13 protein-coding genes are annotated in these 12209 nt (G+C 69.8%); 7 read left to right on the top strand and 6 right to left on the bottom strand.

The window, feature by feature from the left end; translation table 11 throughout:
- The first annotated feature begins 184 nt into the window (after window positions 1-184).
- Window positions 185-1543 (top strand): phosphoglucosamine mutase, encoded by a 1359-nt coding sequence (gene glmM, locus AB0I51_RS08175; RefSeq protein WP_362972637.1) that lies wholly within the window; start codon window positions 185-187, stop codon window positions 1541-1543.
- Between the two features lie 21 nt (window positions 1544-1564).
- Here the strand turns inward: glmM and AB0I51_RS08170 are convergent, their stop codons facing one another.
- Window positions 1565-2509, bottom strand: coding sequence for a DUF389 domain-containing protein (locus AB0I51_RS08170; RefSeq protein WP_362972635.1), 945 nt, complete (start codon window positions 2507-2509; stop codon window positions 1565-1567).
- Between the two features lie 22 nt (window positions 2510-2531).
- Window positions 2532-3500, bottom strand: a complete 969-nt coding sequence (gene coaA, locus AB0I51_RS08165) for a type I pantothenate kinase (RefSeq protein WP_362972633.1) — start codon at window positions 3498-3500, stop codon at window positions 2532-2534.
- 178 nt (window positions 3501-3678) lie between these two features.
- Between coaA and glmS the strand changes: the two genes are divergently transcribed.
- Entirely contained in the window at window positions 3679-5526 is a 1848-nt protein-coding gene (gene glmS / locus AB0I51_RS08160) for a glutamine--fructose-6-phosphate transaminase (isomerizing) (RefSeq protein ID WP_362972631.1), read from the top strand.
- Window positions 5527-5533: 7 nt separating this feature from the next.
- Here the strand turns inward: glmS and AB0I51_RS08155 are convergent, their stop codons facing one another.
- Window positions 5534-5893 (bottom strand): hypothetical protein, encoded by a 360-nt coding sequence (locus tag AB0I51_RS08155; protein WP_362972629.1) that lies wholly within the window; start codon window positions 5891-5893, stop codon window positions 5534-5536.
- Window positions 5894-6125: 232 nt separating this feature from the next.
- Here AB0I51_RS08155 and AB0I51_RS08150 point away from each other — a divergent pair, with 232 nt between their 5' ends.
- Window positions 6126-6539 carry a hypothetical protein gene (locus AB0I51_RS08150; protein WP_362972627.1) on the top strand — a complete coding sequence of 138 codons (414 nt, stop codon included), beginning with the start codon at window positions 6126-6128 and terminating at the stop codon, window positions 6537-6539.
- Window positions 6540-6634: 95 nt separating this feature from the next.
- Entirely contained in the window at window positions 6635-7114 is a 480-nt protein-coding gene (locus tag AB0I51_RS08145; protein ID WP_362972625.1) for a hypothetical protein, read from the top strand.
- 9 nt (window positions 7115-7123) lie between these two features.
- Here the strand turns inward: AB0I51_RS08145 and AB0I51_RS08140 are convergent, their stop codons facing one another.
- From AB0I51_RS08140 to AB0I51_RS08130, 3 genes are all read right to left on the bottom strand, one after another.
- Complete coding sequence (locus AB0I51_RS08140) at window positions 7124-7912, bottom strand: DUF5995 family protein (RefSeq protein WP_362972623.1); 789 nt, start codon at window positions 7910-7912, stop codon at window positions 7124-7126.
- A gap of 109 nt (window positions 7913-8021) precedes the next feature.
- Window positions 8022-8939 (bottom strand): phosphotransferase, encoded by a 918-nt coding sequence (locus AB0I51_RS08135; protein WP_362972621.1) that lies wholly within the window; start codon window positions 8937-8939, stop codon window positions 8022-8024.
- 163 nt (window positions 8940-9102) lie between these two features.
- Window positions 9103-9987: an RNA polymerase sigma factor SigF gene (locus AB0I51_RS08130; RefSeq protein ID WP_362973124.1), complete on the bottom strand. Its 885-nt coding sequence runs from the start codon at window positions 9985-9987 to the stop codon at window positions 9103-9105.
- A gap of 300 nt (window positions 9988-10287) precedes the next feature.
- Here AB0I51_RS08130 and AB0I51_RS08125 point away from each other — a divergent pair, with 300 nt between their 5' ends.
- The 3 genes from AB0I51_RS08125 to AB0I51_RS08115 all read left to right on the top strand — a co-directional run bounded on the left by AB0I51_RS08125 (window position 10288) and on the right by AB0I51_RS08115 (window position 12201).
- On the top strand, window positions 10288-10659 hold the full coding sequence (locus AB0I51_RS08125; RefSeq protein ID WP_019072255.1) for an STAS domain-containing protein: 372 nt from the start codon (window positions 10288-10290) through the stop codon (window positions 10657-10659).
- 151 nt (window positions 10660-10810) lie between these two features.
- Window positions 10811-11338: an ATP-binding protein gene (locus tag AB0I51_RS08120; protein WP_362972619.1), complete on the top strand. Its 528-nt coding sequence runs from the start codon at window positions 10811-10813 to the stop codon at window positions 11336-11338.
- Between the two features lie 161 nt (window positions 11339-11499).
- Window positions 11500-12201, top strand: a complete 702-nt coding sequence (locus tag AB0I51_RS08115) for an LPXTG cell wall anchor domain-containing protein (RefSeq protein WP_362972617.1) — start codon at window positions 11500-11502, stop codon at window positions 12199-12201.
- Window positions 12202-12209 lie beyond the last annotated feature (8 nt).

Genomic DNA, 12209 nt, shown 5'->3' with positions numbered 1-12209 from the left:
GCTGTCTGTACTCCGAACGCCCCGGCGGCACGCCAGTCGTGCCGCCGGGGCGTTCGTTTATCACATCGCGGGGCGTATAACGGCACAAGGCGCTCAAAGACTTGTGTGATCGGATGAACAGGCATCCTATGCCTGGATGCAGGACTTTCGCCCTGCAGAACTTTCGCCTTCCTCAGGAGGACAAGTGGGACGACTCTTCGGCACGGACGGCGTGCGCGGTGTCGCCAACGCGGATCTGACGGCCGAGCTGGCCCTCGGCCTCTCCGTCGCGGCGGCGCATGTGCTCGCCGAGGCGGGCACGTTCGCAGGCCACCGGGCAACGGCCGTGGTCGGGCGGGACCCGCGCGCGTCCGGGGAGTTCCTGGAGGCCGCCGTGGTCGCCGGCCTCGCCAGCTCGGGAGTGGACGTACTGCTCGTCGGTGTGCTGCCCACCCCCGCGGTGGCGTATCTCACCGGTGTGCTGGGCGCCGACCTCGGTGTGGTGCTCTCCGCGAGCCACAACGCCATGCCCGACAACGGCCTCAAGTTCCTCGCGCGCGGCGGGCACAAGCTCGACGACGAGTTGGAGGACCGGATCGAGAAGGTCTACGAGGAGCACCGCACCGGCGCCCCCTGGGACCGCCCGACCGGCTCGGGCGTCGGCCGGGTCCGGCACTACAACGAAGGCTTCGATCAGTACGTCGCCCACCTCATCGGCGTGCTCCCGAACCGGCTCGACGGGCTGAAGATCGTCCTCGACGAGGCGCACGGCGCCGCCGCGCGCGTCTCCCCGGAGGCCTTCTCCCGGGCCGGCGCCGAGATCATCACCATCGGCACCGACCCCAACGGCCTCAACATCAACGACGGCTGCGGCTCCACCCACCTCGGGCTGCTCAAGGCCGCCGTCGTCGAGCACGGCGCCGACTTCGGCATCGCGCACGACGGTGACGCCGACCGCTGCCTGGCCGTGGACCACACCGGCGAAGAGGTCGACGGGGACCAGATCATGGCCGTACTCGCGCTGGCGATGCGGGAGCGTTCCGCACTGCGCTCCGACACCGTCGTCGCGACCGTCATGTCGAACCTCGGCTTCAAACTGGCCATGGAACGCGAGGGCCTGACACTCGTCCAGACCGCGGTCGGCGACCGCTACGTCCTGGAGGAGATGAAGGAGCACGGCTACGCGCTGGGCGGCGAGCAGTCCGGGCACGTCATCATCCTGGACCACGCCACCACCGGCGACGGCACGCTGACCGGCCTGATGCTGGCGGCCCGGGTCGCCGACACCGGCCGTACGCTCAAGGACCTCGCGTCCGTGATGGTGCGGCTGCCGCAGGTGCTCATCAATGTGCCGGACGTGGACCGCACCCGGGTCGGCACCTCCGCGGACCTCGCTGCGGCGGTCGCCGAGGCGGAGCGTGAACTCGGGTCCACGGGGCGGGTGTTGCTGCGGCCGTCCGGTACCGAGCCGTTGGTACGGGTGATGGTCGAGGCCGCCGACATCGACCAGGCGCGGTCGGTGGCGGGGCGGTTGGCGGATGCGGTGAAGTCGGCGCTCGGCTGAGCGAGTTGAGCCGGCGTCCGGTCAGGTGAGTCGAGCGGCTGTGCGCTCGCGCTGCCAGGCCCAGAACGTCTTCTGGGCCAGCAGCGTGAGTGTGCCCGCCAGCACGATGCCACCCAGGTTGGCGAGCAACTGCCAAGTGGAGCCCCACGTCTGGGAGTAGTCCGTGTAACTGAGGGCCACGGCGGCGTTCGCGGCGGCCGGTACGGTCGTCACCGAGATCGCCACCCCGATCAGCGCACCGGACTTGGCGGACGTCAGCGACAGCGTGCCCGCGATACCGGCCAGGAAGGCCACGACGAAGGACATCCAGTCGGGCTTCCAGATGAAGGCAGTGTTGGGCCGGGCCGCCTCCACCATGGACTTCTCGAACAGTCCGAAGGCGTCCAGCAGCCAACTGAAGCCCGCCGTCAGCACCATGGCCGCCGCGAACCCGGCGAGCAGCGCCCACAGGGACCGCCACACCAGCCGCGGCGCCTTCCGCACCAGCGCGGTGGAGATCCCCGCGAGCGGCCCGAACTCCGGTCCCACGGCCATCGCGCCCACGATCAGGATCGCGTTGTCCAGCATCACACCGCAGGCCGCGAGCATCGTGGCGACGGCCAGGAACGCGACGTAGGTGACGGTGAGCGTCGACTCCTCGTGCGTCGCGTCCGCCAGGTGCTCCCACAGCACCGCGTCCGCACCCTCGCCGGGCGCCTCGTCCTGAGCGGTGTCCGCCCGCTCCGACAACGACAGGTCGATGTTCTCGACGGCGATCGAACCGGTCCGGTCGACCCCCAACTCCCTCAGCCCGGCGATGAGTTCGTCACCGGCCTCGCGGGCGACATCGCACATCACGACATCGCCGGTCGGGTTGCGGGCGGCGCCGGTCAGGACGACGAGGTGTGTGGTGCCGACGGTCGTCTCGACCAGCCGGACGACGTCGTCGGTCCGGTCGGCGGGAGTGATCAGGCGCAGGTGCAGCATGACGCACTTCTATCAGGCGGCTCTACAGCTTCCGCAGGCTGAGTCGCCGAACCTTGTGGTCGGGGCCCTTGCGGACGACGAGGGCGGCGCGGCCCCGGGTGGGGGCGATGTTCTCCACCAGGTTGGGCTTGTTGATGGTGCGCCAGAGGGTGCGGGCGTAGTCGACGGCCTCGTCCTCGGAGACCTGGGTGTACTTGCGGAAGTACGAGTCCGGGTTCTGGAACGCGGTGGCCCGCAGCTTGCGGAACCGGTTCAGGTACCAGCGCTCGATGTCCTCGGTGCTCGCGTCGACGTACACACTGAAGTCGAAGTAGTCGGCGAGACCGACCCGCGTACGGCCGTCCTTGCCGGGGAGCGCGGGCTGCAGCACGTTCAGCCCCTCCACGATCAGGATGTCGGGCCGCCGGACCGTGAGCCGCTGATCGGGCACGATGTCATAAATGAGGTGGGAGTACACGGGCGCGGTGACCTCGTCCTTGCCCGCCTTGATGTCGGCGACGAAGCGGGTGAGCGCCCGGCGGTCGTACGACTCCGGGAAGCCCTTCCGCGACATCAGCCCGCGCGCCTGCAGCTCCCGCGTGGGCAGCAGGAACCCGTCGGTGGTGACCAGCTCCACGCGCGGATGCTCGGGCCAGCGGGAGAGCAGCGCCTGGAGGAGGCGCGCGACGGTCGACTTCCCCACGGCCACCGACCCCGCGACGCCTATGACGAACGGGGTGCCGGACTGGGAGCCCTGTTCGCCCAGGAAGGTGTTCAGCGCGTTTCTCAGGCCGTCCGTGGCGCCGACGTAGAGGTTGAGGAGTCTGGACAGCGGGAGGTAGATGTCCCGCACCTCGTCGAGGTCGATGACATCACCGAGGCCGCGCAGCTTCTCGACCTCGTCGGCGGTGAGCGGCAGCGGCGTCTTGTCGCGCAGCGCGCTCCACTCGGCTCGGGTGAGGTCGACGTAGGGAGTCGCCTCCGGCTTGTGCCGGTGGGCGCTCCGGGGCATCGGGGAGACCGGAGAGATCACAGTCCATTGTTAACGGAGTTTGAACGGGGTGGTGGGTGGGGTGCGTCACCCCGGGTGTCCGGAAGCCATAGCAGGCGCTTCTGCCGGTGGCTGGAATTTCCGAAATCGGGCACGAAGTGCCGTGTTCGGGCGGGCCTCGGCGCCTAGGCTGCCGCGCATGTGCGGAATCGTGGGATACGTGGGGTCGCAGTCGGCGCTTGATGTGGTGATGGCCGGACTGAAGCGACTGGAGTACCGGGGCTACGACTCGGCGGGCGTCGCCGTGCTCGCCGACGGCGGGCTGGCGGCGGCCAAGAAGGCCGGGAAACTCGTCAATCTGGAGAAGGAACTGGTTGATCGGCCGCTGCCGGCGGGGTCGACCGGCATCGGGCACACCCGCTGGGCCACACACGGCGGCCCGACGGACGCCAACGCCCACCCGCACCTCGACAACGCGGGCCGGGTCGCCGTCGTCCACAACGGCATCATCGAGAACTTCGCCTGTCTGCGGGCCGAGCTGACCGAGCGCGGGCACGACCTCGCCTCCGACACGGACACCGAGGTGGTCGCGCATCTGCTGGCCGAGGAGTTCTCTGCGTGCGCGGACCTCGCGGAGGCGATGCGGCAGGTGTGCCGGCGCCTGGAGGGCGCGTTCACTTTGGTCGCCGTACACGCGGACGAGCCGGACGTCGTCGTCGGCGCGCGCCGCAACTCGCCGCTCGTGGTCGGCGTCGGCGAGGGCGAGGCCTTCCTCGCCTCCGACGTCGCAGCGTTCATCGCCCACACCCGGTCCGCGATCGAACTGGGCCAGGACCAGGTGGTCGAGCTGCGCCGCGACGGGGTGACGGTCACCGGTTTCGACGGCGCTCCGGCCGAGGTCCGCTCCTACCACGTCGACTGGGACGCCTCCGCCGCCGAGAAGGGCGGCTACGACTACTTCATGCTCAAGGAGATCGCCGAGCAGCCGAAGGCGGTCGCCGACACCCTGCTCGGCCGGATCGACGCGGCGGGCCTGCTCACGCTGGACGAGGTCCGCATCCCCGTCCACGAACTCCGCGAGGTCGACAAGGTCGTCATCGTCGCCTGCGGTACGGCCTTCCACGCCGGGCTGATCGCCAAGTACGCCATCGAGCACTGGACGCGTATCCCGTGCGAGGTGGAGCTCGCGAGCGAGTTCCGCTACCGGGACCCGATCCTGGGCGCGCGCTCCCTGGTCATCGCCATCTCGCAGTCCGGCGAGACGATGGACACGCTGATGGCGCTGCGGCACGCCCGTGAGCAGGGCTCGAAGGTCCTCGCCATCTGCAACACCAACGGCTCGACGATCCCCCGTGAGTCGGACGCTGTGCTGTACACGCACGCCGGCCCGGAGGTCGCCGTGGCGTCGACGAAGGCGTTCCTGACGCAGCTGGTGGCGTGCTACCTGGTCGCCCTGTATCTCGGCCAGGTGCGGGGCACCAAGTGGGGCGACGAGATCCAGGCCGTGATCCGCGACCTCGCGCAGATCTCCGGCGAGGTCGAACGGGTGCTGGAAACCATGGAGCCGGTACGGGAGTTGGCCCGGTCGGTGGCCGCCAAGAACACCGTGCTCTTCCTGGGACGCCACGTCGGCTATCCGGTCGCTCTCGAAGGCGCCCTGAAACTCAAGGAGTTGGCGTACATGCACGCCGAGGGCTTCGCGGCGGGGGAGTTGAAGCACGGGCCGATCGCGCTGATCGAGGAGGGCATGCCGGTGGTGGTCGTCGTTCCTTCCTCGCGCGGCCGTTCCGTCCTCCACGACAAGATCGTGTCCAACATCCAGGAGATCCGGGCACGGGGCGCGATGACCATCGTGATCGCGGAGGAGGGCGACGAGACGGTCGTCCCGTACGCCGACCACCTGATCCGGATCCCCGCCACCCCCACTCTGCTGCAACCCCTCGTCGCCACCGTCCCGTTGCAGGTCTTCGCCTGCGAACTCGCCACGGCCCGCGGCAACGAGGTGGACCAGCCGCGGAACCTGGCGAAGTCGGTGACGGTGGAGTGAGCGGCCTTCAGTCAACTGCCAGGAATTCAGCGAGACTTACGGCGGGACAGCCGAGCATGCCGGCCAGCGCGCGACGCTGACGCGGCGTCAGAGGGGTCACGAAGACCGCCGCCCCGGCGGCGGTCTTCTCACAGAGCAGCGCTGCTTCCCGGACCTTCCCGTAGGTCAGCAGAGTGCGCGCGGAATACGGCAGCGCCATCTTCCTCACCCCGCCGTCCGAGACACCGCGCCGTTGCACGATCCGGCCCACGACTCGCGCACCGCGTGTCTCCAACTCCCGGGCCGCCGCGTCCATCAGAGCAGCGAAGTCCTTCTGCCTGCCGGAGAAACAGCCGGCGATCACGACATCGGCCCCGGCAACAGCCAAGACCGGAGCCGGGCGCCGGGCCGCTTCCGCCGCCGCGCGATGTGCTGGACGCCGGTCGCGCCGTCGACCCTGATGCATGGCCCACAGGCTAGGCGCACACCATCTGCGGCGACACCTGTTTTGTGCGCTGAAAGCGAGGTGAGGGCGTCATGAAACCGGCCGGCCGCAGGCTCTGTTCCACAAGGCCAGAAGGCCAGAAGGAAGGCCGGCCCACTCCAAGGAGCACACCACCATGGCTGTCACCGTCACCCTCGCCGACCAGGACAAGGCCACCCTGCGCACCGCCGCGTACGGCGCCGTCTCGCTCATGGCGGCGGCCGGTGCGACCGGCTCCCCGCACCGGATCGCCACCCGGGGCAGCATCGCGCTGTCCTCCGCGACCGGTCGGGTCGGCCACGTCCTCGCCGAGAAGTCGAAGATCGGGGGCCTGAACGGCAGGTCCGTGGCCGAACTCGCCGACCAGGTCCTGCCGGCCCTGACGGCAACCATGCGTCTGCTCGGCCGACAGGACCCGACCGAGGCCGACAACTTCCGCGCCACCGTCACCCTCGCCGTGGAAGAGTCCGTCCGGAAGGTCAAGGGCGGCCCCGGGCCCGTCATGACCGAGATGGTCCGCAAGATCACGGGAGCACTGGACGCCGCGTGACCGGGCGGCGTGAGGGGTGGGGGTGAGGAGTGAGGATGCCGAGTGCGGTGCGGGTGGCCGGTCGGACGGCCGGCCGGTACCGAGGTGACTGCCACGTGCACTCGGTGTCCTCGAACGGCGGTGAGCTTACGCCGGAGCTTCTCGCCGACGAGGCCCGTGCGGCGGGGCTGGATCTTCTGGCGGCCACGGAGCACAACAACGTGGATACGCACGGCGCTTGGGGCCGTTGTGCCGGTGACGATCTACTGGTGGTTCCGGGGCAGGAGGTCACCACCCGCACCGGCCACTGGCTCGCGCCGGGTGTCCGGCCGGGGCAGGTGGTCGACTGGCGGTACGGCGTGCGGGACGAAGCCATCGGCCGGTGGCTGGACGAAGTCCATCGGGGCGGTGGGCTGTGGCGCGCCGAAGGGTGGGCCGAGGCCATTCTGCGCACCCTCCGGCGGCGTCACGCCGACGTACCCGACGGCGTCCGCGACCGTATCCTCGCCTCCACCGACATCGACGAACTCGGCACCTGGCTCGACCGCTCCCAACAGGTCACCGACGCGCGGGAGTTGTTCACCGAGGGGTCTTGAAGCGGGGCCTCACCCCGTCCCCTTCTGTGCGGAGGCTCGCTCCATCGCACTGTCCAGGTGGGCGATGACAGCCGCCACGTCGTTGTTCTCGGTGTGGCGGATCAGTTCCAGGGCGGGGCGGACCAGGGCGCCCGGGCGGGCGATCAGGCGGGCCAGTACGGCGGCCCGGATGTCGAGGCGGTCGATGGTGGCCTCGCGTTCCTTTTCGTTCTGGCCGGACAGGACGACGGTGTTGTGCCAGGCCTCCTGGCGGGACTGGACGATGCTGAAGTCGAGGATCTGCTCGTCGGTGCGGCCGCCGACCCTGTCCAGGAGTGACAGGAGCGGGGAAAGGGCGTCCACCGAGTCCTGTACCGCCAGCACCACCCGCGCGAGGATGTCGTTGATCAGCAGGTAGTCGTGCTGGAGGGCGTGGATGTCCGCGCCGGGGCTGGTCCGTGCCGCGGCGACGGCCAGGTCCAGGTTGATGTGCGCGTTCACGCCGAGGATCAGGTGCTGGACGATGACGGTGTCGCGGTCGTCCAGCAGTCCGAACGTCTCGCGCCAGCAGCGCGGTCCGCCGCGGTCGCGGAGCCAGGCGTCGTGGGCCTCGAAGTAGCGGTTGCCGAAGAGTGTGTCGAAACGGTCCATCCGGGGGCCGTCCTCGAACCGACCGGCGTGGATCGCCCTACGGATCTCGACGGTCACCTGCCGGTACAGGGCCGCGAAGTAACCGATCCGGTCACCGGTGCGGGTCGCCTCCCGCACGATCTCGGCGAGCCCGTCCACCACCTCGTCGATGTTCTGTGCTGCCGCCATGTCCAACTCCCTTTCCCTGGTGCCCAGTTCGGTCCGTGACATCGCCCACGGCCCCGTCCTATCACCGCGCACCGGAGACCGGGCCCCTTTTCCCGGCCTCCGGTGCCGATCACCTGTCGACCGACGCGGTGAGGCGTCGTAGCGCGGCCCTGGCGGGCGGGCCCCAGGTGGGTTTGCCTCCGGGGCGGCCGTGGTCGCCGGCGTGGCCGATGTGGAGGCCGGCCAGCGCGCGCAGCACGGCGCAGCCACGCGCGCGGCGCAGGGTCGCGGCGTCCGGGGCGGGACGGTAGGCCTCGTGGAAGAGGTCCGTGGCGCCGTCCGGCAGCAGGATCCAGGCGGCGGCGAGATCGTAGGCGGGGTCGCCCGCGCAGAGGTCGCCGAAGTCGATCACGCCGGAGAGAGTGCTGTTCGTGGTGAGGACGTTGGCCGGGTGCAGGTCGCCGTGGAGCCACAGTGCCGGGCCCGTCCAGTGGGGTGCCGCGACGGCGTCCTCCCAGACTGCCTCGACGGCGGCCGGGTCGGGGATCAGCCCCAGTTCGGTGGCCGAGGCGAGGCCTCGCGCCATGCCTTCGGTGTGGTCGGCCAGCGGGCCACCGCGGTACCGGCCCGTGGGCGCCCCCTCGGGGGCGGGGCGGTGCAGTGCGGTCAGGAATTCCGCGAGTGCTGCGGCCGCGTCCGCGGCGCGGGTCGCGGGGGCGCGGTCGGCCGGCTCGCCGGGGACCCAGGTGGTGACCAGCCAGGGCCGGGGGAAGCGTTCGGAGGGTTCACCGAGGCGCTGCGGGACCGGGACCGGGAGGGGAAGATGCGGGGCCAGGCCCGGCAGCCAGGCGTGTTCCTTGCGCAGCAGCGCGTCCGCGGACTCCGTCGCCCACGGCAGGCGGACGGCGAGGTCGTCGCCGAGCCGCCACACCTGGTTGTCCCAGCCGAGCGCGCCGAGTTTCACGGGGAGGTGCGCCAGGTCGGGACACTGCTCGCGCAACAGGTCCCGGACGAGGTCTTCGGTGATGTCCGACTCGGTGGCTGTCATGGGCAACAACCGTAGCGGGGCGGCGAGTTGGCCGGGGGACCTGGGAACCGTACGACCCGGCAACGGCCTGAGCGCGGCGCACGCACACGCGCGCCGCGCTCAGCACAGGCAACCGGCAACCAACAGGCAGGGAGGTCGACTCCCCCGAAGGGGCGGCCGAAGGTCACTCCTCGACCGTCAGTCCCTTCCGCAGCTTCACCAGCGTCCGCGACAGCAGCCGCGACACATGCATCTGTGAGATGCCCAGTTCGTCGCCGATCTCCGACTGCGTCATGTTGGCGACGAAGCGCAGGGAGAGGATCTGCCGGTCCCGCTGCGGGAGTTCGGCGATCAGCGGCTTCAACGACTCGACGTACTCGATGCCTTCGAGCCCGTGGTCCTCGTAGCCGATGCGGTCCGCGAGCGCGCCCTCGGAGTCGTCCTCCTCGGGCTGGGCGTCGAGCGAGCTGGCGGTGTAGGCGTTCGACGCCGCCATGCCCTCGACGACCTCGTCGCGGGAGAGCTTCAGGCGCTCCGCCAGCTCGGCCACGGTGGGGGCGCGGTCGAGTTGCTGGGCCAGTTCGTCGCCGGCCTTGGCCAGGTCGAGCCGGAGTTCCTGCAGCCGGCGCGGGACGCGCACGGACCACGAGGTGTCGCGGAAGAAGCGCTTGATCTCACCGACGATGGTTGGCATCGCGAAGGTGGGGAACTCGACGCCGCGACTGAGTTCGAAGCGGTCGATCGCCTTGATCAGGCCGATCGTGCCGACCTGGATGATGTCCTCCATCGGCTCGCTGCGCGAACGGAAGCGGGAGGCGGCGAACTTGACCAGCGCGAGGTTGAGTTCGACGAGCGTGTTGCGGACGTACGAGTACTCGTACGTCCCTTCCTCGAGCGACTCCAGCCGTTCGAAGAGAGTCTTGGAAAGGGCCCGTGCGTCGACGGCGCCGATCTCGTCGTACGGGGGGATCTCCGGGAGCCCCTCGATGATGGGATTGGGATCCAGTTGTGCCGGTGGGGGTGTCGACGTCGCTGTCGGGGTAGGCGATGCGTCGAGCCGGGGTGACATGGTGTCCTCCATCGTTCTCGGCATATGGCTGCCGGAGCCGGTGCGTGCACTGCGGAGTGCGGCGCCTCCAAAGCCGGTCGTGTCGGTCGTGTCGGTCGGATCGGTTGGGTCGATCGGTCGTAATCGCATGTCCAAAAACTTGTCTCTACTAGCCCTACCCGTTTTCCGGAGCCCGCCGCAAGTGCGGTGCGTAACCATATGTCCACTTATGGGCGGTTGTTCGGGTGTCGGAGAGTGTGAGGAAGGCGTAGTGTTCCAGGGCGAACGTCAACAGCCACGACCTCGGGAGAGAGAGACGGCATGGACCGCGGGACGGTCGGCAGCGCACAGTCTGGCCGGCTTCTGGTCGAGGTGCGGAAACAGGGCCTCAGCGCCGTCGTGACACCGGCAGGTGAGTTGGATCACCACACAGCCGATCTGTTGCGCGAACCGCTGGACGACCTGCTCGCCCATGGGTACGCACGGCTCGTCGTGGACTGCTCACGGCTGGAGTTCTGCGACTCCACGGGCCTGAACGTACTGCTCGGCGCGCGCCTGAAGGCGGAAGCCGCGGACGGCGGAGTGCACCTCGCGGGGATGAAGCCCGCAGTAGCACGCGTATTCGAGATCACCGGGGCGGATGCGGTCTTCACCGTCCACGACACCCTTGAGGCTGCTCTCGCCGACGAATAAAGGGTGTTTTGCCGGTTCGCCCGGGCAGGAGAACATCTGAACCTGTCGGCGATCGGAGCGACGAAAACGTCCATGGCCCACGTACTACTGACTGTTGAACACGTACCGACTCTTGACTCGTGAACCGGTGAATCGGTGAGGTGAAGCGCTGATGAGCACCACCCGGCCCTACTCGCCGGGCGACCGCCCGGAGCCCGGTGGCGCTACGGGGGCGCCCGCGGGGGGCGCTTCCGTGCCGTCCGCCGGGGACGACACCGAACCGGCCGTGGGCCGGCAGACCCGCAGACTCAGTTTCGCGGGCGAGAGCGGGGTCGTCCCCCTCGCCCGCGACTTCGCCCGCCAGGCTCTGTACGCCTGGGGCTGGCTGCCCGCCGAGGGCGCCGACCGGCGCGCCGCCGCCGAGGACGTGCTCCTCGTCGTCTCCGAGCTGGTCACCAACGCCTGTCTGCACGCCGAAGGGCCGGACGAGATGTGGATCACCTGCGAGAACAAGGTGATCCGGGTCGAGGTTTCCGACCGCGGCACCGGCCAGCCCGCCCCCAGAACCCCGCACCGCGCCGGCCGCCCCGGCGGCCACGGCATGTTCATCGTGCAGCGGCTGTGCCTGGACTGGGGAGTCGTACGGACTCCTGGGGTCACCGGAAAGACCGTGTGGGCGGAGCTGGGAGCACCCGCTTAGCGCGGACTCGGCACGGACGAGGGCCCCACAAGAAAATCGTTTCCCCGACAACTGACGCACGCCGGATCGTCACAACTCCGGCGTGCGCTTTGCCTTCCCTCCTCACGACCCCGGGCGTACCTTGACGGCCGATCTGATGTGCCGTCAGGAATGAGGGGACCGTGTCGTACCAGAAACGAACCGCAGCGCTCGCGTCCGTCGCGGCCCTGGCCGGCTCGGCGGTATTCATGGCCGCCCCAGCAGCCCGGGCCGACGTGGTCGACGTCAACTACAAGTGCCAGACACCGATCGGCGTCAAGACCGCCGTCTCGCCCATCGACATCAAGGGCGTCAAGAGCGGCAGCAGCTACAAGCTCACCATGTCCTGGCAGAAGGGCGTCTCCTCCAGCCCCGTCGAACTCGGCAAGGGCGCGATGAGCCCGAGCGCCACCATCAAGGTGGGCGGCGCCGACAGCGGCACGGTCTCCGTGTCGGGCCCCGCCAACGCCGCCGCCATTCCCGCCAACACCCCCATCAAAATCAACGACCTGACCGGCACGTACACCCCGAAGGCGAGCGGCAAGGTCACCTTCACGGCGGCCATTCTCACCATCAAGGCCCTCGGTACGACGACCACGTGCACCCCCACCAACAGCCCCGGCCCGTCCCTCACGCTGGACGTCACGGCGGCGGGCGGATCGTCGGGATCCAGCGGCTCGACCGGGAGCGACACCGGTACGGACTCCGGCGGCACGCTCCCCAAGACCGGCCCGGACGACTCGGTCATCGCCCTCGGCACCCTCGGCGGCACGGTGCTGCTCGCGGGCGCGGCGGGCACCCTGTGGCTGACCCGGCGCAACCAGACGGCCCGCGCCCGCCGTTGACAGCCCCC

This window comes from Streptomyces sp. NPDC050549 (assembly GCF_040655035.1).
In the GTDB taxonomy this organism is placed as follows: Bacteria; Actinomycetota; Actinomycetes; order Streptomycetales; family Streptomycetaceae; genus Streptomyces.
This window is presented reverse-complemented; position numbering and strand designations above follow the sequence as displayed.